This is a genomic window from Rhizobium sp. BIGb0125, assembly GCF_024810055.1.
Taxonomy (GTDB): Bacteria; Pseudomonadota; Alphaproteobacteria; order Rhizobiales; family Rhizobiaceae; genus Agrobacterium.
Genome location: NZ_JANUDV010000007.1, coordinates 193,424 through 215,617 on the forward strand (window position 1 = coordinate 193,424; position 22,194 = coordinate 215,617).

The window sequence follows — 22,194 nt, forward strand, 5'->3', positions numbered from 1 at the left end:
ATGATCCCGGACTTTCTCGTCACCCATTCCGGTGGCTTCCATGCCGATGAACTTCTGTCCAGCGTGATCCTGACCCGGCTGTTTCCGAAGGCACGTATTGTCCGCAGCAGGGCGCCTGAGTGGATCGCGTCGGGCGAAGATCGCATCATCTACGATGTCGGCGGTGCGTATGATGCCGACAAGAACATTTTCGATCATCACCAACGCGGCGCGCCATTGCGCGAGGATGGCCAGCCTTACAGCTCTTTTGGTCTGGTGTGGAAGCATTACGGTCGCGACTACTTGGTTGCTTCCGGTCTGCCGGTAGAACATGTTGAAAAGGTTCACGCATCATTTGACGAAAACTTCGTGCTGCCGATTGATCTGGTCGATAATGGCGCACTCAGCCCCTCAGGCGTTTTGGGCGGGCTAACACTCCCTGTATTGCTTGAGACACTCAAGCCTGTGTTTGACGACACTGATCCTGATGCAAGCGACCGCGCTTTCCACGCAGCTCTTGGCGTGGCGCGCAGCTTTGTCGAAGCCAGAATTGCCCAAAGCGCCTCCAAAATGCGTGCCGAGGCGGTTGTTCTTCAGGCAATCAACAATGCAGGGGAACGGCGCGTTCTGGAATTGCCAATGGGCATGCCATTCCGCCCAACGATCATCAAGGCCGGCGCCGATCATTTGCTGTTCGTGGTGCATCCACGTGAAAAGGACTGGTGCCTGACGACCATTCGTCGCGCCGATGAAGGCTTTGAAGTGCGCGCTGATTTTCCCGCCGCATGGGCGGGCCTGACCAATGGCGATCTGGAAGCCGCAAGTGGTGTGGAAGGTGCAAGCTTCTGCCACAATGGCCGTTTTGTCGCCGCCGCCCGTACCCGTGAGGCCGCGTTGGCCATGGCCGAGATCGCGGTCCGGCAAGCCCTCGCGACGGAGCAGGCTTCACCGGCGACAGTCGAATAAACCGGCCTCATGCCGTCACTTTCTGCGAGTGACGTGTCACTGCGAAAAGGAGATTGTTATGATTGAGAGAATTGGACTGACTGATCGCTGGAGTGATGCAGTCGTTGTCGGAAACCTGATTTTCCTGTCCGGTCATATCGCTGAAAAGACCCGTGGCCAGTCGGTCAAAATCCAGACTGAAGAGGTGCTTCTCGATATGGAAGACACGCTTTCAAAGGCTGGCGTGACCAAGGACAATCTGGTGAGCGTCAATATCTATCTGGCTGACATGTCCGGATTCGATGAAATGAATGAAGCCTGGGACGCCTGGGTGTCGAAGGGCCATGCACCAACCCGCGCAACGGTAGAGGCTCGTCTTGCCCGCCCGGACCTGCTTGTGGAAATGACTGCGATTGCAGCCAAGTAGGGTGTAGCGAGGTTATCCGGCGATAGTGGCTTTGTTTCTCATATTATGGAAACCAAGCTTCTCGGATATCTCGTCTGCTGCCTTGATCAAGCTTTCGAGATAGGCGGTGCGATTACGCAAGCCGTCTTCTCGTGGCGCAACGAGGCAAAGGGTGGCGATGCAAGCGCCATCCGCCTGATAGATCGGCACGGCAAAACAATGGGTGAAGTTCTCGACTTCACTGTTGAAGGTAAAGAAGCCGTCGCGGCTGGCCTGACGCACCTGTGCGATGAATTCAGCCGGTTCCATACGCCTGCCGTTTGGCAGAATGAAATCTTCCGCCGGGATAAGATCAAGGATCTGCTGGTCGCTTAAATGCGAAACAAGCAGACGGCCAGACGCCGTCCAGGCGATGGAAACCAGTTCACCAATATTGGATGAAATGCGAAACGGGCGAATGCCTTCGCGCATCATGGCAACGGTATATTTGCGGCCTTCAAGCAAGCACATCTGTGCGGTTTCTCGGGTCTCTTCCGCAAGCCGGATGAGCATGCGGTCGCATTCGCGCATCAGATCGAATTGTTCGGCATAGGCTGTGCCGAGGAAGTAGAGGCGGCGGCCGAGATAAACGCGACCGTCTCCTCCTTCGTAGTCGAGCATGCCGTGGCGCAACAAAAGATTGATCAGTTCATAGACTGACGATCGGGGCGCCCCGATTTCCGAGGCGATCTCGTTTGGCCGCATGGGTTGTCGCTTCACGCGCAGAAACTCGAGGATCTCGAATGCGCGATCCAGTCCCCTTGTGCGTCGCGATACCGTATCGGCTGGCGCCTCGGTCATGCTGTTCTCCAAATCTTGTCAGCCGCGGTCGGCGCGGTAAGCAATGCAGTCGACTTCTACCTTGCAATCGACCATCATACTCGACTGAACACAAGCGCGGGCTGGTGGGTTGGCGCCGAAGTATTCTGCGTAAACGCCGTTGAAGCTCCAGAAGTCGCGCGGATCGTCCAACCAGACGCCAACACGGACCACGTCTTCCACGCCGTAACCGGCCTCATGCAGGATGGCAATCAGATTTTCGATTGCCTTGCGGGTCTCGGCGACAATTCCGCCGCGAACGATTTCGCCATTTTCCATAGGCACCTGACCGGAAACATGCAGCCATCCATTGGCTTCAACTGCTCTGGCGAAGGGAAGGGGCTGTCCGCCTGCACCGGTTTCACCCGCACCGTAACGCTTGATAGTCATTGCATTCTCTCTTTTCTTTTAGTTGAAACTGGATGTCTTGAGGAATTCGGCAAGCCGCTCGGTTTTCGGCTTGATGAACATTTCCTTGGGATCACCTTCTTCACAGATGACGCCTTGGTTCATGAAGATCACACGGCTGGACACCTCATATGCGAAGCGCATTTCGTGGGTGACGAGCAACATGCTCATGCCGTCTGCGGCCAGGCCCTTGATAACCTGCAGCACTTCACCAACCAGTTCGGGGTCAAGGGCCGAGGTGACTTCGTCGAACAGCATCAGTTGGGGTGACATGGCAATGGCACGGGCAATGGCAACACGTTGCTGCTGGCCGCCCGAGAGTTGGCCGGGGAAATGGCCGCCACGCGAACCGAGGCCGACGCGCTCAAGCCACTTTTCGCCAATGGCGCGGGCTTCGTCACGGCTCTTTTTCTTGACCTTGACGAGACCGAGCATGACGTTTTGCAACGCCGTCATGTGCGGGAAAAGGTTGAATTGCTGGAAGGCCATGCCGGTCATGGCGCGCTGTCGGGCAATTTCCTTTTCGCTTTTACGTTTGCGGGTGTTGCCGGAGTATTCGTAACCGATCTCTTCTCCCGCTAGGCGGATATGTCCGCCCTGGAATTCTTCCAGCATGTTGATGCAACGAAGCATTGTAGTCTTGCCGGAGCCGGAAGAGCCGATGATCGAGATGACCTCGCCCTCGTGCATGGTGGTATCGACGCTTTTTAAGACTTCGAGCGGGCCATATTGCTTGCGCAGCCCCTGAATTTCGAGAAGTACCTTGCTCATGACATGCGGCCTCAGGACGGGACAGCCGTCTTGCGTTCGACGTATTTGCCAAAACGCTCGATGCTGTAGTTGATGACGAAGTAGAGAAGCCCGGCGAAGAAATAGAACTGCAGGCTCATGAAATTGCGGGAGATGATCTCTTGCGTGCGCAGCAAAAGCTCGGCAACGCCAATCACTGAAAGCAGGGTCGATGCCTTGACCATCTCCGCTGCCGTATTGACCCAGGCCGGCAGGAACTGCCGCAACGCCTGTGGCCACAGCACATAGGCAAAGGTCTGGCTGAAGGACAGGCCGATTGCCTTGGCGGCCTCGGTCTGTCCGTTGGGAATGGCCTGCAGGCCACCACGGACGATTTCGCCGACATGCGAGGAACAAAAGATGGCGAGGGCAAACACGCCCGCCTGAAACGGTCCAAGTTCGATGCCGACAGCTGACAGCACGTAATAGCTTGCAAGAACCAGTACGAGAACCGGTGTGCCACGGATGAAGTCAGTGTAGGCGCGGACAAAGAAGCGCAGCACACGATTGCCGTAAACGAGGGACAGGCCAACGAACACACCGAGTACTGAGCCTGCGAGGATCGACAGAAGCGAGATCGATACCGTGACGCCGAGGCCTTTGAGGATGACGTAACGCGCCAGCCAGACCTGATCAAAAAAAGCGGGGAAATCCATCATGACATCACCTCGGAACGGCCAGACGGCGCTCGACAAAACGCATCAGCGCGGCGAGCACAAAACAGGTGGTGACGTAGAGACCTGATGCGACGATCCAGGTTTCGACGATACGAAACGTCTCGACATTGATCTTGCGTGCTTCGAAGGTCAGTTCCGGCACGGCGATAGCCGCAGCAAGTGATGTGTCCTTGAACAGTGAAATGATCGTAGAGGACAGCGATGGCAGCACATTGCGGAACATCAGCGGTGCGATGATCGACATGCGGATCTGCATCGGCGTCAGGCCGATGGCGAGACCTGCTTCGGTCAAACCGCGCGGGATCGACAACAAGCCGGCCCGAAACACTTCGGCCAGATAGGCACCGGAATAGATCGCTAGAACGGCGACAAAACTTTCGATCTTGCCAAGCCGCACGCCAAGTTGCGGTAATGCGAAATAGGCAAACAGCACCAGCACGAGGATCGGCAGGTTGCGAATGATAGTGACATAGGTCGCAGCCGGAGCCTTGATCCAGACATTCTTAGAGATCAGCGCGAAAGCGACAAGCAGACCGATTAGCGCACCGATCAGAATGGCAACAAAAGCAAGGCCAAGACTGAGTAACAGACCTTCGAGAAGCTGGTCGAAACTGCGCCAGACGGCGGCAAAATTGAGCGTGTAGCCCATGGCGTCATCCTGCCATAGTAGAGTGAGCGGGACGAAGGGCTGTGCCCTCCGTCCATATGAGACAAGCCGGTGAGCTTATTTGTATTCGACCGGGAAGCCGATCTGTGGCGGTGCAAGTTCCTTACCGAACCAAGTCTTGTACGAGTTCGCATAGAAATCGAACTCGACGCCGGTCATGGCTTCATGCAGGGCGGTGTTGACGAAGTTCAGCCAGTCCTGGTCGCCACGCTTGACGCCGCAAGCATAGGTCTGTGGGTTCCAGCCGTAACCAGCATCCTTGTAGCGGCCCTGGTTCTGGGTCATGTACCAGGCAAGTGACGACTGGTCGGTTGCGGCAGCGTCGGAGCGGCCGGATTCCAGAGCCTGATAGATCAGGTCAACGGATTCGTACTGGTCAACCTTCGCATCCGGCAGAGCGGCATGAACCATGGCTTCAGCGTACACATTCTGCAGAACCGAGATGGTCACGGACGAACCAGCGGCCTTCAGAGCTTCATAATCAGCATATTTGCCGTCTGCCTTGAGCATCAGGCCTACGCCTTCACGGTAATAAGGAATGGTGAAGGCGATCTGCTGCGCGCGTTCGCCTGTTACCGTCATGAACTGGCAGGTCAGGTCAACCTTGTTGGTGGTGATGTTTGGAATACGGGCGTCAGACGACTGGTTGACGTATTCAATCTTGTCTGGATCGCCAAACAGCGCCTTGGCAACGATGCGGCCCATATCAACGTCAAAACCCTGCAGCTTGTCGTCGGCGCTCTTGAAGTGCCATGGCGCATTGGTGCTGCCTGTGCCGAGCACAAGATGGCCGCGTGCAAGAACTTCATCGAGTTTGCTGCCGTCGGCAAGAACCGGAGTGGTGGAAAGGAATGTGGCGGCAACCAGAGACATGATGCCGGTGCGGAAAGAAATGGTCATGGCGTTCCCCTATGAACTGAACGTTTCCTTTTATTCCAATATAATGGACACGTGTCTGTTTTATTGGATTGACATATCAAGTATCATGGGGGATGTATTGTCAATAGGTGTAGGTGATAATTGGTGCGGCGCCGCAAAGTGATGTATTTTGCGGCAGCTCCGTACTTGCGAAGACAGAGGAATTTATGCCCTTCTCGACCAGCGACATTGACGTAACCAACACGCCCGCAATCCTCGTTGACCTTGATATCGCAAAGGCGAATGTCGAGCGTTTTCAGAGCTATGCTGATCAAAATGGATTGCGGGTAAGACCGCATATCAAGACACACAAATTGCCTGCATTGGCAGAGATGCAACTTGCTGCCGGAGCAATTGGTATCACCTGCCAGAAAGTGTCGGAAGCAGAGGCGATGGTTGCAGGCAGCGACGCAATCACCGATGTGCTGATCACCTACAACATCATCGGCAGCGAAAAGCTGGAGCACTTGAAGGCGCTTGCCAGAAAGGTAAAGCTATCGGTTGTTGCTGATAGCGCAGAGATTGTGGATGGGCTGTCTGCGACGTTCGCTGGTGAGGCGCAGCCGCTTGCCGTTCTGGTGGAATGCGACACCGGTGCCAACCGTTGTGGTGTTCCGGCGCCTGATGCGGCTCTGAAACTTGCAGCCTATATTGATGCGGCGCCGGGGCTCGTGTTTGGCGGTCTGATGACCTATCCGCCCGCTGGTGGGGAGGTATCGGTGGAGCGCTTTATGGGAGAAGCGAAGTCGCTTATCGAGGCGCAGGGCATCGCTGTTCCGGTGATCACATCGGGCGGCACGCCGTCGATGATGCATGCTGCCGAGGCGCCTGTCACGACAGAGTATCGTCCGGGAACCTATATCTATAATGACCGCTCGCTCGTATCACGCGGCGTGACGACGTGGGATAATTGCGCCCTGACGGTGCTTGCGACGGTTGTTTCTGTGCCAGCACCAAACCGTGCGATCATCGATGCTGGTTCCAAGACGCTAACATCTGACCTTCTTGGGCTGACAGGCTATGGTCATGTGCTCGGTCGTGATGACATCACAATTGATCAGTTGTCCGAGGAACATGGTCGTCTTGTCAGTACCGGTTCCATCGGTCTGAATGTCGGCGATCGCCTGCAAATCGTGCCGAACCACGTTTGCGTGGTAACGAACATGGTGGATGCTGTTTTCGTAACCGGCGCTGGTGTGTCCGGCGTTGAGAAATGGCCTGTTGCCGCCCGTGGCAAGATTGTCTGATGCTGGTTGAGTTGAAAGCCTCTTGCCGCTTATGCGTGGCAGGAGGCTTTTGATACGGTGGCCATCGGCTAATAGCTGACCGTCACAACAACCGTGTCATTATATTGCCCCGGCGTCGGCGTGTTTTGTGCCGGAACGCGACCGTAGACGGTTACGCTCTGTGATGTCCCGGTTCCTGTGCCGGTGACCACCTGTCCAGCGGCACTGCCCCAGACACTGGATCGAGCGGCGTCCCTGTAGAGCCCGTAAATAACCGATGAGCTTCCCAAGACCATCTGCCGCGCAGCAGGCGGGCTATTGCTCAATCCGCCATTGAGGGCAATGCTGTAGGCAAGGTTCGCAGTACAGGTCAGTGTGATCGCCCCGTTTGCATCGACTGCACTATTGAGAACGCCATGGTTGCCGAAGTTGATCGACTGCGCCGACACAAGGCACGCCGGTTCCACAGCCGCCGTTACGTTAAACGGGACCAGTGTTGGATTCTGAGTAACGTCAGAGCAATTCGGTGCCAGCAACGTATAGGTCGTATAGGTGAAGCTGGTTTGCGCGCCAGCGAAACTCGAGAGATAGATACCGCGCGCAGCAGATGCCTGACTGGCTAAAATTCTGCCGTAGACGGTGCGGCTGGTGCTGCCAAGCAGTGGCGGCAGAATGGGTAGCAACAGGTCGATAGGCGGTGGCGAACCCAGTGCCGTTTGTGTGGTGGAACCCCAAGGTGTTGTTCTTCCGGCATTTTGATACAGTTGATAATTGAGTATGTTGCTGCCCTGAAGCATGCGGCGGATGCCGCCGGATTGGCCGCCACTGCCTGCGTTGATATTGGGGCAGATGCGCACCGACAGGCCTAGTGCCAACGGGTTGGTGCAGGTCACATTTAATGTGGCCGTTGTATCCACGGCCGCGCCGCTTGCCAGATTGACGAAACCGAAATTCATATCCGTCATACTGAAGCTGCATGTTTGCGCCAGCACCGGTGCGGCGCAAAGAAAAGCTGCGATGGCAAGGCCTGCACGGGTCAGCATCATCATTGAACGCTCCTGCATGTCGCTTCAAGGGTTGCACGGGTCTCCGTGGTCGATCCAATAACGATCTGCGCCTCGCAGTCGCCTTTGGTCGGCTGATGAATAAGAAGTCGGTGCTTGTTCGAGACGTTTTCGAGATAGGCCTGTCCGTCGTAGCCGACCACAAAACTACTTTCGTCATTGCCATCGATGGTGCCGGAAGACCCTGTTTCGATGACATCTCCGCTTTCTGATTTCAATGTCACCAGCGCGACGTGACCGCCGGTCTCCACTTTGAAATCAACGACGGAACCGCCGCCTTCCGTCGGAATCACCGTCTGTTTGGTTCGGTCAATTCGCGCATCGATTGGCAGGTTGGCCGGGTCGAGCGTGATCATGTTAGCATCATAAGACCGCAAGTTCGGAAGCAAGATCTTGCCGCGGCGGTTGGTTTGGCCGATGGGGCGGTTTTCCAGCGAAATCTCGACACCCGGCGCGCCGGCATCAACGACGGCGAAGGCATCATCGATACGGTTGCCAAAGAAGACGTCACCACCAGCCAAGGCAACCGATCCATCCAGTTGTACGTGGCCTTGGGTGCTGCCGTTGAATTGATCGACACCGGCTGCAACCCGTGCAGCGCTGCCGCGATAACTGGCCGAGGCCGAAATGATATCATTGTTGCCGCGTGAGCCGCGCAATCGCCATCCATAACTGCCCTCGGTCTGCTGCTCGGATTTGACCGCATCCGCCGTGACGGAATAACCATCGGCGCTGGACGAGAAGCCTGCAGCGGTAGAAATGCCACCGCCGAATGTCCAGGAAAGACCGGCAAAAATTCCATAGGACTTTTTATCCGCCAAATCCTTGTAGGCGGTGACAAAGACGTTGCCGGTTTCGCCGATAGGCCGTGTGACAGAAAGGCCGAGCAGCCGGGACTTTCTTTCATCGAAAGTTTCCAGCTGCGTGTAGGAAAAGTTGAGACTTGCTTCATCGAAGCTGAGTTGGGTGGAGAGGGAAATCTGATCAAGCGAACGCGCCGGGCGGGCGTTCACCAAGTTCAAAGCCGTTGCATTTTTCGATCTGGTTGCCGCGACGGATGCCATGTCATGAAAATCGCCGAACGCCCGCTGCGAGCGCGCAAAAACCTGCATTCCCAACAATTCTGCTTCGACGCTTGCCGATAGCTGATAGCCACTGTCTTCCCGGAAGTGGCTGGTGGCACCCGAAACTGTGCCCAATCCGAATGCGCCGAGTGTGAAAACACCACCAAGCCCGACATTATAAAATTCCTCGCCGCCTTCGGCATGGCCTTCTACGGTCAACTTGTTGGTCAAGCCGTACCGTACGGTCGCGGAGCCGAGAAAATTTTCGTCATAGTCAAATGAGGAGATGCCGTAATTGTTGCGGGCAAAACCAAGTTCGGCGGAAAAGTCGATGAGGCCGGGTGCCAGCAAATCTGCCGATGCAAAAAACGGCGTTTCCGACACGGTCTCTCGTCCCAGCGCATCGCGCACCACCAGCCGTGCATTGCCGGCACCGCTGACCACGGGAAGGTTTGTAATGGAAAATGGGCCTTCGGGCACCTCCTGCGAGATACGTCTGATATTGTCGACATAGACATCAACGGTAGAAGGCACCGCAGCAGAGCCGGAAAAATCAGGCATTGGCATCGTGACAATATCCGGACGCAGATCGAAGTTGCGACGTATCTGTATTCCACCCATCCGCATCGGGCGTGTCCATGTCAGCCCGCCTGTGATCAGGTCGCCTGCTCTATAAGTCGTCAAATTATCTTCATCGGAATAGCTCCAAGTGGTGTCGAGGCGTTTGCTGTCAAACTGCTCGATCTTTGAGGTGCTCAGGACCTGGGAGGATGACAAGACACCGAGTGGGCCAAAAACACGGCTTTCCAGCAAGGCCGAGACGCCGTTATATTCGACAATGTCCGACCAGCTTTTACCGCCGGATGATCCGTAGATCGTGTAATTCACCAAACCTCCCAGATCGCTCGTGGCCCGTTCTTTTTTTTCTTCGTCCTCTTGCGTATCGGTTTGGCCGGAGGCGTCGATGACCTTGCTGGCGCGGGCTTCCGTCGAAAGCGAAAAATAGATGGACTGGTTGCTTTCGTCGTAACGCCAGCTGACATCCGGCAGCTTGGCGATATCAACCCAACCATCGGCACCGACAGCAGTTTCAACCGGGATAATTCCGACATTTCTCAATTGAACCGGCTCAATCAGGAGTGAGCCGGTGCTGTTTTGACGAAAGGTGGCGATCAGTTCTGTTGAAACATCGTTGATATAGGCTTCAAGTTGTAACTCTCTCACCTCCTCGGCGGCAACAGAGGGGGGTGAGGCGTCAGGAGGTAAATCCTGATCCTGGGAAAAACTGCGCGATGAAATGATCGTCAAACCTGCAATCGTCAAAACGGCAAGGCTAACCGCCCTTAACGCGCGCCGTCGCATTGACAGGGCCGCTTTCGCTATCTGCGGAAATTTTCAGTGTGCCGCCGCCTCGCTTGCCGCCCGCTGCCGGCACCAGCCAGGTTGCACCGGATTTTCCGAGTACATAACCGACAAGTCCCTGTTGCTGGGCCACCGCTTGACCACTTCCATTGAGCAGCCTGATATTGGCGATGCGCAGGCGCTTGGAGCCTTTATTGGAGACGGTAACCTGGTAGCCATTGCCCTTGGGTGTTACAGACCATGTTGGCTGGGCCTCGCTGGCATCGTCTTTCGAGAAAAAGACCGGGATAGAATGGCGGACAACGAGATTGATGGTGCCGGATCGAAGTTTACCCTGTGTTGGCAATTCATCGACCATGACGCGGTAGCTCTCTTCAGCCTTCACAGGCGCCTTGGAGAGCCGCACGATGCGGACGAGATTTTCCGCCCCGGGTTTGAGTTGTGTGATCGGTGGGCTTGCAACAACATCGTCTACCGCCGTTAAGACATCCGAGCCGTTTTGCTGGGTCCAGCGGAAAATCCGGACCTGAACATTGATCGCTGTTTTGGCATCATTGCGGATGCGCAGATTGGACGTCGCCGCTGGTGCTCTGAGATCCAAAATAACGGGTGAGACCCGTAACGAGGTTGCGTGAGAAGGTGAAACATACAAACCGGCAAGTAACGCAGCCGCTAAAGTAAAAAGACGCATATGCGATCCTCCCTTTGGCGATCAATAAGTGAGTGTGGCCGTCACGGTATCCGTGTAAGTGCCAGGAGCAGGGGTGTTTTGGGGCCCAACACGCCCATAGACAGTAAAAGGCTGTGCTGCGCCGGTTCCTGTCCCGGTTAACCTGTCCGTGCCTACCGTGTTGCCCCAAACAAGTGAGTGTGCGGCATCTCTGTAGAGGCTGTAAGCGATTGTGGCCGACGCGGGGCCGGTCATTAAACGGGTCGTAACTGTTGCGCCAGTCCCAGCGCCCGCACTTAGACCTAGACTAAATGGCGTGCCCGTCGTGCATTGCACGATAATCTGGCTGGTTGCATCTACATTGGCCGCGAGGACACCGTTGGTGCCAAAATTGAGATTGGCGGCAGAGTTAATCTGGCAGGCTGCCTGAATGGTGATCTGCACCGTGAAGTTCGTCGATGTAGACGTCTGCGCAAAGGCGACGGCTGGCAGAAACATCAGTGAAACAAACGGAACAAAATAGCGTATTGGTGCGAACTTCATGCTCTCTCCCTGTGCCATTGCACCGCAATTTGGCCGGCGCCTGGCAATGAACGAATACTCCAATAACGAGTAATAAGAACTTGCTAATGTTCACTTAGATTGGGTTAACAAATTCTTAATTTTCGAACCCGAATAACTACCGGGCGAAATTGAATATGTAGTACAATTACTTATCGAGAATTTGGTGGATTTTGCGGGGTAAAATTGTTTATTATCAATGTATTAATTAGCTTCTTCGGAAATTGTCTGCCCGGCAACTGGCAGCCACATCTGCCAACTGTTTTTGCGGCCTTTGCGATTATGTCTTTACCAGGCGTCAAATTTGCCAACTGAAGAGGCGCTGTATCAGGTTTAGATTTCCTTGATGACAGTTCTCGGACCCCGCCTCGATAAGCGCCCGTTTCCGTTATATCGCTGGCATCAATCGGCACGAATTTAAGCATTTAGAGGTTTGCGGCTTAACCACCCTGCGCAGCGCGGTTTTTCAAAGCTTTTCGCTGAAACTGAAGTAATATTTTTTTACTGAAATGCAGTATCTTGCAAGTCGGCCTTTGTTGACGTACTCGAAACCTGCACGACCCTTGGGCCGATTAACAATACCGTTTGGTGGCGCTGCGTTTCAGCGCCATACACATTATGACGTTGGGATTACGATGAACCTTTATTTGGATTACCTGGCTGAGATCAAAAGCAGAGAAACTCAAGGGCTCGCTCCCAAACCGATTGATGACGGAGCTCTCGTCGGTGAGATCATTGCGCTGATCAAGGATGCAGGAAGCGAACACCGCGCCGATGCCCTCAAATTCTTCATCTACAACACGCTGCCAGGCACCACCAGTGCTGCAGGTGTCAAAGCCGCGTTCCTGAAGGAAATCATCCTTGGCGAAGCGGTCGTACCCGAGATTACGCCAACGTTTGCTCTCGAACTCCTATCGCACATGAAGGGTGGTCCTTCGGTCAAGGTTCTGCTCGATATCGCGCTCGGTGACGATGCTGCAATCGCAACCAAGGCCGGTGATGTGTTGAAGACCCAGGTCTTCCTTTACGATGCCGACATGTTCCGTCTGCGTGATGCCTACAAGGCTGGCAATGCCGTCGCGAAGAGCGTTCTCGAAAGCTATGCCAAGGCTGAATTCTTCACCAAGCTTCCTGACGTCGAAGACGAAATCAAGGTTGTGACCTTCATCGCAGCTGAAGGCGACATTTCGACTGACCTTCTGTCGCCGGGTAACCAGGCGCATTCGCGTTCCGACCGCCAGTTGCATGGTCAGTGTATGATCACGCCTGAAGCACAGGCGGAGATCGTTGCGCTGCAGAAGCAGCATCCTGACAAGCGGGTTATGATGATCGCCGAAAAGGGTACGATGGGCGTGGGTTCGTCGCGTATGTCCGGCGTAAACAACGTTGCGCTGTGGACCGGCAAGCAGGCCAGCCCTTATGTGCCTTTCGTCAACTTCGCGCCAATCGTTGCGGGCACCAACGGTATCTCGCCGATCTTCGCGACCACTGTCGACGTGACCGGCGGCATCGGTATCAACCTGAAGAACTGGACCAAAAAGACCGGTGACGATGGCAAGCCGATCCTCAACAATGATGGCAACCCGATCCTGGAACAGCAGTTTTCGGTAGAAACCGGCACTGTTTTGAAAATCGACGCGAAGGGTAAAAAACTTCGTGATGAAAATGGCAACGAATTGGTTGATGTTGCTGCGGCCTTCACACCGCAGAAGATGGAATTCATGAAGGCTGGTAGCTCCTACGCTATCGTTTTCGGCAAGAAGCTCCAGACATTTGCCGCCCAGACCCTCGGCGTTGAGCCGACTGCGGTCTTTGCGCCAAACAAGGAAATTTCAATCGAAGGCCAGGGCCTGACAGCTGTTGAAAAGATCTTCAACCGCAACGCTGTTGGCGTGACGCCAGGCAAGGTATTGCATGCTGGCTCCGACGTCCGTGTAATTGTAAATATTGTTGGTTCGCAGGACACCACCGGTCTGATGACTGCGCAGGAACTTGAGGCGATGGCGGCAACCGTCATTTCGCCGCTGGTTGACGGTGCTTATCAGTCCGGTTGCCATACGGCTTCCGTTTGGGACAAAAAGGCACAGGCCAATATTCCAAAGCTGATGTCCTTCATGAACAACTTCGGCGTTATCACTGCGCGTGACCCGAAGGGCGCTTACCACTCGATGACCGACGTCATCCACAAGGTGTTGAACGACATCACCGTGGATGACTGGGCAATCATCATCGGCGGCGACAGCCACACCCGCATGTCCAAGGGCGTTGCGTTTGGTGCAGACTCTGGCACCGTGGCGCTGGCACTGGCCACCGGTGAGGCAACAATGCCAATCCCGCAGTCGGTCAAGGTGACCTTCAAGGGCACGATGCAACCGTACATGGACTTCCGCGACGTTGTTCATGCCACACAGGCGCAGATGCTCAAGCAGCATGGCGACAACGTCTTCCAGGGCCGCATCATTGAAGTTCACCTCGGTACGCTTCTCGCTGACCAGGCCTTCACATTCACCGACTGGACGGCTGAAATGAAGGCCAAGGCGTCGATCTGTATCTCGCAGGACGAGACCCTGATCGAGTCGCTGGAAATTGCCAAGTCGCGTATCCAGATCATGATCGACAAGGGCATGGACAATGCTGTTGGTACGCTGAAGGGCCTGATTGCCAAGGCGGATCAGCGCATTGCCGAAATCCGTTCGGGTGAAAAGCCTGCTCTGAGCCCGGATGCCAACGCAAAGTACTTCGCAGAAGTCGTCGTGGATCTCGACATCATCAACGAGCCAATGATCGCTGACCCTGACGTCAACAATACAGACGTTTCCCGTCGCTATACGCACGACACGATCCGCCCGGTTTCTTACTACGGCGGCACCAAGAAGGTTGACCTTGGATTCGTTGGTTCATGCATGGTGCATAAGGGCGACATCAAGATTGTTGCCCAGATGTTGAAGAACATCGAAAAAACTGCAGGCAAGGTTGAGTTCAAGGCACCTCTGGTGGTTGCAGCACCGACCTACAACATCATTGACGAGTTGAAGGCTGAAGGGGATTGGGAAATCCTGCAGAAGTATTCCGGCTTCGAATTTGATGACCTGAAGCCAAAGACTGCCAACCGTACCGAGTACGAGAACATTCTCTATCTTGAGCGTCCAGGCTGCAACCTTTGCATGGGCAACCAGGAAAAGGCTGAAAAGGGTGACACGGTTCTCGCAACCTCGACCCGCCTGTTCCAAGGCCGCGTTGTAGAAGACACCTCGGAGAAGAAGGGTGAATCGCTTCTGGCGTCGACCCCGGTCGTGGTGCTGTCGGCAATTCTTGGTCGCACGCCAAGCATTGAAGAGTACCGCAGTGCGGTTGACGGCATCGACCTGACCAAGTTCGCGCCGCCAAAGACCACACCGATCGATAGCCTGTCGGTTCACTACTAAGATTTTGACCTGAAACGCAGTGCCCCGAAGTTGAAGAACTTCGGGGCACTGTTCTTTTGTGCGGATGTTTGCCGGACAACTATTGTCGACGCTAGAAATTGACCTGCAGGTTGGCATGGGCCGCATTGGACTGGAAACCACTGGCAAACTCGCCAGCATAACTCAGTGTCAAACGTGCGGATTTGGAAAGTCTGGCGGTAATGCCAGCTTTTACCAACAGTGAATCCCGCGGCATGGTCACGCCTTCCAGAATGAAAGGTGAGCCACCCTCAAATGCGAAAAATGAGGTGGGCGAAAGATCACCGATTGCGTGGCGCCAGCCCAGCATGCCGGATACTATCACCGGCATATCAGTTGGCAGGTTGGCAGCCCAGCGCATGCCTATGGTGGAGACGGTCAGGTTGTTGGAGCCGCCGGCAACAGACAAGGCTGCGACACCGCCATCTTCACGGAAATTATCCGTATTGAGATTGATATAGGCAAGATTGGCGAAGGGCTGCAACTTGACATCATCCAGTTGCAGCGTCCAGGAAATGTCGCCAAAGGCCTGAAGAGTATCGCTGCCATAATCGGCCGTCAGCCGGTCGGTAAAGGAGCCGAATGCGATATCACGTTTGGTCGAGATATCGTTGCGCGAGTAGATGGCGCCGCCGAGTATATCAAGAGGGCCGAAGTCACCGGCAGCATATAGGCCTGCATGATAACTGTCCGCAGTGGCCTCAGAACCTGCGGAAAGAGAGCTGTATCCGAGAATGCCGCCGAGACGCCATCGTTCTGAAATGGAAAAATCAGCGCCGATGAGCGAGCCCGCGACACGGGTATCAAGACCGCTGGCTACACCATTTTCAGAAAAATTACCTTGGGCAAATATGCCGGTTGTCCAAAACGACAGCTCTTCCTGATCTGCCCAGGGTCTGGCGATCAGCGGGTTCATCTGATCCATGATCGCGTCACGGGGAAATTGGCTTTCCCAGAGGAATGCGCTTTTGAGAGATGCGTGAACCTCGCCGTTAAGCTGTGAAAAGGCGGTCTCGGCGGTTTCTATATTGAGAGGCAACACCGCCATGAACAGTGCATTTGTCGATCCCAGACTCTCAACGGCTGCTGCGGTTACGCGTTCATTTTGTGTCAGGGCAACATCAGCAAAACGCACAGTATTGCGATCAAGTCTGAGATCCACTGTGGTGGGATTGTAGGTCAGTGTCGGGGAAAGAAACGCAAAGTCGCTGGCGATGGTGTCGAAATTACCGGTAATGCTGCCGGCCGACAGGATCGTGTAGGCCGTGGACAGGCCATAGGTGTTGCTTGCTGCACGAATATCGAGCGTACCACCTTCGATATCGATTGTGCCGATGGCGTTGACCTGATCCGACAAACCGGTTGAGGTAATATCCACCTGGTAGGTCGATCCGATGCGGAAGGTCAGGTCACCATTTACGGAAACGGTTTGCAGGCCAGGACCGGGGGACAGAATGCCACCGGCATTGATCACCAATCCGCCGGAGACACCGCTGCCGGACAGCAAGCCGCCGTCAAAAACATCAATCGTTCCGGTGACTGTTCCTTCATTGATGAATTCACCGCCGCTGACGCTCGCCGCACCACTGATAATGCCGGTGTTTGAGAAGGAACCACCACTGTTGGTCAATGACGCAACTGTACCGTCATTCGACGCAGTGCCGGAATTGGTGACCGCGCCTGTCGTTGCACCGCTGTTATTGGTAAATGTGCCCTGATTGCTGATCTCGACGGAAGCAAGCGTTGCATTGTTGACGACCGTGCCGCCATTGATTGTCGTTGCGCCCGTAACCTCGCCACCACTATTGTTGGTGAAAGAGCCAGCGTCATTTTGAAGGGATGCGATGGTTCCGGCATTGGTCACCGTGCCGGAATTTCTGATATGACCCGCGATGCCGTCCGAGTTGTTGATGAAGGCTGCAGCGGCTGCAACGTCGGCGTCGGTTATCTCGAAATTGTTGGTGACTGTCCCGCCAGTAATGGTGGTCTGTCCAGTGATTGTGCCACCGGCATTGTTGACGAAGTCTCCGGCCGTGTTGGTCAGCGAGGCGATTTCGCCGGCATTTGAACTGTTGCCGGCATTAGTAACGGCACCGGCCGTGCCATCCGTTGTGTTGGTAAAGATGCCACCAGCCCCAACACTCACGGCATTCATCTCTGCATTGTTGGTGACAGTGCCTCCGGCCACGGTTGTTGTGCCAGAGACAGCACCGCCGAAGTTGTTGGCGAAACTTCCCGCATCGTTTTGCAGGGATGCGATGGTACCGGCATTGGAGACTGTGCCGGAGTTTCTGATGTTGCCAGCCGTTGCGCCGTTGTTGTTGACGAAATCTGCTGCCGCGGCGACATCTGCATCTGTCATCTGGAAATTGTTGGTCACCGTTCCGCCGGAGATTATCGTCTTTCCGGTGATGACGCCGAGGTTGTTGTTGGTGAAGTTGCCTGCCGTATTTGTCAATGAGCCAAGCGTGCCGGCATTCGACGCCGTACCGGCATTGGTGAGTGCACCTGCAGTGCCAGTTGTGTTATTGGTAAAGGTCCCGCCGGAGGACACAGAAACATCGCCCACAGTTCCGCTGTTGGAAAGTGCAGTGGTCGCTTCCACCACAGCACTACCTAGGCTGCCATTTACCGCAACGTTGCCTGCATTCAATTGCAGTTTGCCGTTGAGCGTTCCATCAATAAACAGGTTGCCGCCATTCAGGTCGATATCGGAATTCACGACGCCACCAGCATTGATGCCGAGGCTGCCGGAGTTGATCGTGCTGCCACTGGTCACCGTAAGTGTCCCGGTATTGGTGATGGTAACATCGCCGCCATTTACACCAAGCTGATTGACGGTGACGTTATTGGTGACCTGCGGGGAACCAGTGTTGACAGCCGCTGCATCATTTGCGCCCGGCAGAGCAGGTGTCCAGTTCGTTCCGTTGCTGAATTCATTGTCCTTATTACCGGTCCACACCGACTGCGCAAACGACGGCACGACAAAGGCCAGTGAGGCTAATGCTGTGAAAAGCCCGAGACGTCGAGCCAATACCGGAAGCAGTTGATGTGTCATTTAGCGACCGATGCTAACGAGCGCCGACAACCATCGGCGGGCAGATAACGACTCGTAACCAAGCATGGTTAATGAAGTCTTAACTGTCAACGTGCGGCGGCTTTGCTCGATCCCCTGATTCACAAGGGTTTCACGCCAGATAAAGCACTCAAAAACGTGCCTGGTTTATCGCAGGAAGTTGCGGAACCGGCGCAATGCCAAAGTGAAGAGAATGACGGCAATAACCAGCAGGGCAAGCAACTGCGGCCACACAACATCAAGGCCGGCACCCCTGAACAGCACCGCCTGTGCGAGGATGACGAAATGGGTGTTGGGTGCAAGCAGCATGATGTGCTGGATGATGTCAGGCATGCTTTCACGCGGTGTCATCGCACCTGAAAGCACCTGAAGCGGCAACAGTACCAGAATAAGCAGCAGACCGAATTGCGGCATCGAGCCCGCGACGGTCGCAAGGAATATCCCCATGGATGTCGTTGCAAACAGAAACAGTGCCGTTCCCAGCAGGAAGATGAACGGAGAGCCCTCAATCGGTACGCCAAGCAACCCTTTGACCACCCCAAACAAGGCAAAACCTGCAGCAACCAGCACCACCAGGCCCATCGACCAGATTTTGCTGAGCATGATTTCCGTGGGTGTCACCGGCATGACCAGTAGATGTTCGACGGTCCCGTGCTCACGCTCACGGATCAATGCAGCGCCCGTCAGGACAATCGACAACATGGTGATGGAAGTAATGATGTTATTGATTGAGCCGAACCACGACTTGTCGAGTGACGGGTTGAAACGTGCCCGAAGCGTCAGGTCTACGGGAACATTGGTTTGGCCGCGATACCGCTCCAGAAACTCATTGACCTCACTCGTCACGATCGACTGGATGTAGCTGCTGCCACTGAACGCCTGGCTCATACGTGTTGCGTCAACATTCAGCTGGATTGCCGGATGCTGGTTTGCCAACACATGGCGCTGGAAATCCGGGGGAATGTTGAGGGCGAATGTATCAAGCCCCGCATCCATTCTGCGATCCATCTCACTGATGTCGATCAGCTTCGGCGGCACGAAATAGGGCGGCGTGAATGCCGTGCTGATGCGGCCGGAAAGAGGCGATTGGTCCTCATCGACAATTGCAATTGCGGCATTGTTGAGCGTTTCGGGCAGGGCGCTTGATCCGGTATAGATTTGCAGACTGAATGCGTAGAGGATCAGCAGCACCAGCATCGGATCGCGTGCCAGTCCACGCAATTCCTTTAAACCGAGCTGAAAGATGTTGGATGAAAACATGGCTCAGCTCTCCTGCTTTTTAAGAAGCACGGCACCGAGTGTCGCAAGGATTGGGATGGCGATCAGCAGGGGGATAAAGGAACCGGCAAGGCCTGCAAAATCAAGCGCCTTGGAAAAGGCGCCGCGTGAGATGGTCATAAAATAGGTGGTGGGGTAAATTTCGCCGATGAAGGCACCCGCACCCTGAAGGGATGAGACCGGGTCGGTCATACCGGAATATTGCGTGGCTGGAATAAGTGTCAGCAGTGCAGTTCCGAAGATTGCTGCGATCTGACTAGACATGAATGTCGACATGAAAATGCCGATCGAGGTCGCAATGATCACATAAAGAAGGGCCGCTGCCGCGTAGGCAACAAAGCTGCCTGTGAAGGGAACGCGGAAGACTAGCGTCGCAAAGGCAACCAGCAGCAGGAAATTCATCACGCCTAGAACAACGTAGGGGATCTGTTTGCCGAACAGGAATTCCAGCCGTGTGACGGGGGTCACATAGAGGTTGATGATGGATCCGAGTTCCTTTTCTCGCACCACGCTGAGGGCTGCCAACATGGCCGGGATGAGCATCAACAGAAGCGGAATGACTGCTGGCACCATAGCAACCAGACTTTTGACATCAGGGTTGTAGCGAAAGCGTGTCTCGATGGAAAATGTGCCGCGGGTTGCCTCCGTGCCGTAAAGTTGTCTTGCCTTTCGGGTGAGCCAATCAGCATGCATGCCTTGGACGTAGCCGCTCACAGTTTCCGCCCGTTGCGGCATGGCGCCGTCGATCCAGGCGCCGATTTCGACGTCATCGCCACGCTGCACCTTGCGCCCGAAACCCGGCGGAATTTCAATGGCCAGACTTATCTCGCCATCACGCATCCGCTTGTCCATGTCGGCATAATCGCGAATGGGCTCTTTTTCGATGAAGTAGCGGGATCCGGCAATGTCGAGGACATAATCCCTGCTTATGGTGGTATCGTCCCGGTCTAGTACAGCGAATGTCAGGTCTTCGACATCCATATTTATGCCGTAACCGATCACAAACATCAGGATGACGCTGCCCAGCACCGCAAGCGTGGCACGAATGGGATCGCGCTGAAGTTCAAGTGCTTCGCGCCGCGTGTAGCTGAACATGCGCCTGATATCGAAGAAGCGTTTCTTGCTCATCGCCTGCGGATGGCTGGCAGCGGCAAGTTTGGTTATATCAGCCGTCTGAGAGGTTTTTGCCTTATCGGTCTTGTCCGAAGCCGTGATGCCCGAGGCTTCCTCCAGATAGGCGATGAATGCATCTTCCAGCGTGGGAGAATTGCGGCTTTTGGCAATGGCGGCTGGCGTGTCGCTTATCAACACCTTGCCTGCATGCATTAATGAAATGCGGTCGCAACGCTCCGCTTCATTCATGAAATGCGTGGAGATGAAGATCGTTACATTGTCTTTGCGGGAGAGATCGGCAAGGATTTGCCAGAATGCATCACGCGCGATTGGATCAACACCCGAGGTGGGTTCGTCAAGGATCAGCACATCTGGTGAATGGATCATGGCAACGGCCAGCGACAGGCGCTGGCGTATGCCAAGCGGCAGCCCGTCCGGCAACGTATCCATCACGTCTTGCAAGGTGAACCGTTGCGCCATTTCATCAATGCGTGTCGGAATGGTTTCGTCAGGCAGTTTGAACAGGCGAGCGTGCAAATCAAGGTTTTGGCGAACGGTCAATTCGCTGTAGAGCGAAAAAGCCTGGCTCATGTAACCGACACGGCGGCGCACCGCCATGTCACTCGCATCGACCTTGTTGCCGAAAAGCTTTGCCTCGCCTTCGCTGGCGGCCAGAAGGCCGGTCAACATTTTCATGGTTGTTGATTTGCCGCAGCCATTGGAGCCGAGAAAGCCGAAGATTTCGCCGCGTGGAATCTGGAAACTGACATTGTCCACGGCGGTAAAACTGCCAAAGCGCATGCTCAGATGGCTGGCCTCGATGGCATATTCCTGCGTGCCGCCGGTTTCTCGAGGCGGAATAACGACATCGACATGATTACGGCGTTCCGTCTCTGGCAGCATGGCAATGAAGGCGGCATCAAGATTGGCGGCCCCTGTGCGTTCAAGCAGTTCTGAAGGTGTGCCAGTGTCGAGAACCTTGCCGGCGTTCATGGCAACAAGCCAATCGAAGCCTGCGGCTTCTTCCATATAGGCTGTCGCGACGATAACGCTCATGCCCGGCCGTCCGACACGGATCGCGTCAATCAGTTCCCAGAACTGCCGCCGTGACAGCGGATCGACACCAGTCGTGGGTTCATCGAGGATCAGCAAATCCGGATCGTGGATCAGCGCGCAACAAAGGCCGAGTTTCTGTTTCATACCACCGGAAAGCTTGGCTGCCGGCCGGTCAGCAAAAGGGCCAAGACCGGTACTATCAAGCAGTTCGCGAATACGGGTTTCACGCTCCTGTTTGTCCTGGCCGAACAGGCGGCCAAAAAAATCGACATTCTCGAAAACAGAAAGTGTTGGGTATAGGTTTTTGCCCAGTCCCTGCGGCATGTAGGCAATGCGGGGGCAGGTGGCATTGCGATGTTTCGCATCGGAAATGTCGCCATCGAGAACTTCGACCTTGCCCTTCTGAACAGCCCGTGCGCCGGAAACGAGTGACAGAAGGCTGGATTTTCCAACGCCGTCAGGGCCGATCAGTCCCACCATGCAGCCTGACGGGATATCCAGCGAAACCTCGCTCAGGGCAATCGTTTTTTTGTAGGTGAGAGTGACGTTTTGGAGCCGTACCACAGCGTTCTGACCGCTTTTGGCGGAACTCGAGGCAGTGCTGTTGTTTGTGTCAGCCTCGTTCATCGCGGCG

Annotated in this window: 17 protein-coding genes; 4 read left to right on the top strand and 13 right to left on the bottom strand. The window is 55.1% G+C overall.

Annotation, left to right across the window (positions count from 1 at the left end; all coding sequences use genetic code 11):
• Positions 1-945 carry an MYG1 family protein gene (locus M2418_RS20110; protein ID WP_259148781.1) on the top strand — a complete coding sequence of 315 codons (945 nt, stop codon included), beginning with the start codon at positions 1-3 and terminating at the stop codon, positions 943-945.
• A gap of 58 nt (positions 946-1,003) precedes the next feature.
• Positions 1,004-1,351, top strand: coding sequence for a RidA family protein (locus M2418_RS20115; protein WP_192489745.1), 348 nt, complete (start codon positions 1,004-1,006; stop codon positions 1,349-1,351).
• 12 nt (positions 1,352-1,363) lie between these two features.
• Here M2418_RS20115 and M2418_RS20120 read toward each other — a convergent pair whose 3' ends face one another.
• The 6 genes from M2418_RS20120 to M2418_RS20145 all read right to left on the bottom strand — a co-directional run bounded on the left by M2418_RS20120 (position 1,364) and on the right by M2418_RS20145 (position 5,629).
• Entirely contained in the window at positions 1,364-2,170 is an 807-nt protein-coding gene (locus M2418_RS20120) for an IclR family transcriptional regulator (protein ID WP_259148782.1), read from the bottom strand.
• 18 nt (positions 2,171-2,188) lie between these two features.
• Complete coding sequence (locus tag M2418_RS20125) at positions 2,189-2,578, bottom strand: RidA family protein (protein WP_192489743.1); 390 nt, start codon at positions 2,576-2,578, stop codon at positions 2,189-2,191.
• Positions 2,579-2,596: 18 nt separating this feature from the next.
• Positions 2,597-3,367, bottom strand: coding sequence for an amino acid ABC transporter ATP-binding protein (locus tag M2418_RS20130; RefSeq protein WP_259148783.1), 771 nt, complete (start codon positions 3,365-3,367; stop codon positions 2,597-2,599).
• A gap of 11 nt (positions 3,368-3,378) precedes the next feature.
• Positions 3,379-4,044, bottom strand: coding sequence for an amino acid ABC transporter permease (locus M2418_RS20135; RefSeq protein ID WP_259148784.1), 666 nt, complete (start codon positions 4,042-4,044; stop codon positions 3,379-3,381).
• Between the two features lie 4 nt (positions 4,045-4,048).
• Complete coding sequence (locus M2418_RS20140; protein ID WP_259148785.1) at positions 4,049-4,711, bottom strand: amino acid ABC transporter permease; 663 nt, start codon at positions 4,709-4,711, stop codon at positions 4,049-4,051.
• A gap of 75 nt (positions 4,712-4,786) precedes the next feature.
• On the bottom strand, positions 4,787-5,629 hold the full coding sequence (locus M2418_RS20145; RefSeq protein ID WP_192489739.1) for a transporter substrate-binding domain-containing protein: 843 nt from the start codon (positions 5,627-5,629) through the stop codon (positions 4,787-4,789).
• Positions 5,630-5,814: 185 nt separating this feature from the next.
• On the opposite strand from M2418_RS20145, the gene M2418_RS20150 reads away from it, so the two are divergent.
• The gene (locus M2418_RS20150) at positions 5,815-6,894 is read left to right on the top strand and encodes a D-TA family PLP-dependent enzyme (RefSeq protein ID WP_259148786.1); all 1,080 of its coding nucleotides are present in this window, start codon (positions 5,815-5,817) and stop codon (positions 6,892-6,894) included.
• A gap of 68 nt (positions 6,895-6,962) precedes the next feature.
• Here the strand turns inward: M2418_RS20150 and M2418_RS20155 are convergent, their stop codons facing one another.
• Genes M2418_RS20155 through M2418_RS20170 form a run of 4 tightly spaced genes read right to left on the bottom strand, consistent with a single transcriptional unit; the run spans position 6,963 to position 11,576 of the window.
• A complete protein-coding gene (locus M2418_RS20155) occupies positions 6,963-7,922 on the bottom strand; it encodes a spore coat U domain-containing protein (RefSeq protein WP_250984503.1) in 960 nt (319 codons plus the stop codon).
• Positions 7,919-10,363, bottom strand: coding sequence for a fimbria/pilus outer membrane usher protein (locus M2418_RS20160; RefSeq protein WP_259148787.1), 2,445 nt, complete (start codon positions 10,361-10,363; stop codon positions 7,919-7,921). The genes M2418_RS20155 and M2418_RS20160 overlap by 4 nt, the downstream gene beginning before the upstream one ends.
• Complete coding sequence (locus M2418_RS20165; protein WP_259148788.1) at positions 10,335-11,054, bottom strand: molecular chaperone; 720 nt, start codon at positions 11,052-11,054, stop codon at positions 10,335-10,337. Before M2418_RS20165 ends, M2418_RS20160 begins: the two co-directional genes overlap by 29 nt.
• A gap of 21 nt (positions 11,055-11,075) precedes the next feature.
• Positions 11,076-11,576 (bottom strand): spore coat U domain-containing protein, encoded by a 501-nt coding sequence (locus M2418_RS20170; protein WP_192489734.1) that lies wholly within the window; start codon positions 11,574-11,576, stop codon positions 11,076-11,078.
• Positions 11,577-12,229: 653 nt separating this feature from the next.
• Between M2418_RS20170 and M2418_RS20175 the strand changes: the two genes are divergently transcribed.
• On the top strand, positions 12,230-15,019 hold the full coding sequence (locus tag M2418_RS20175) for a bifunctional aconitate hydratase 2/2-methylisocitrate dehydratase (RefSeq protein WP_259148789.1): 2,790 nt from the start codon (positions 12,230-12,232) through the stop codon (positions 15,017-15,019).
• Between the two features lie 91 nt (positions 15,020-15,110).
• Here the strand turns inward: M2418_RS20175 and M2418_RS20180 are convergent, their stop codons facing one another.
• From M2418_RS20180 to rbbA, 3 genes are all read right to left on the bottom strand, one after another.
• Positions 15,111-18,095 carry an autotransporter domain-containing protein gene (locus M2418_RS20180; protein WP_259148790.1) on the bottom strand — a complete coding sequence of 995 codons (2,985 nt, stop codon included), beginning with the start codon at positions 18,093-18,095 and terminating at the stop codon, positions 15,111-15,113.
• A 165-nt stretch (positions 18,096-18,260) separates the two neighbouring features.
• A complete protein-coding gene (locus M2418_RS20185) occupies positions 18,261-19,373 on the bottom strand; it encodes an ABC transporter permease (RefSeq protein WP_259148791.1) in 1,113 nt (370 codons plus the stop codon).
• A gap of 3 nt (positions 19,374-19,376) precedes the next feature.
• A complete protein-coding gene (gene rbbA, locus M2418_RS20190) occupies positions 19,377-22,187 on the bottom strand; it encodes a ribosome-associated ATPase/putative transporter RbbA (RefSeq protein ID WP_259148792.1) in 2,811 nt (936 codons plus the stop codon).
• Positions 22,188-22,194: the final 7 nt, after the last annotated feature.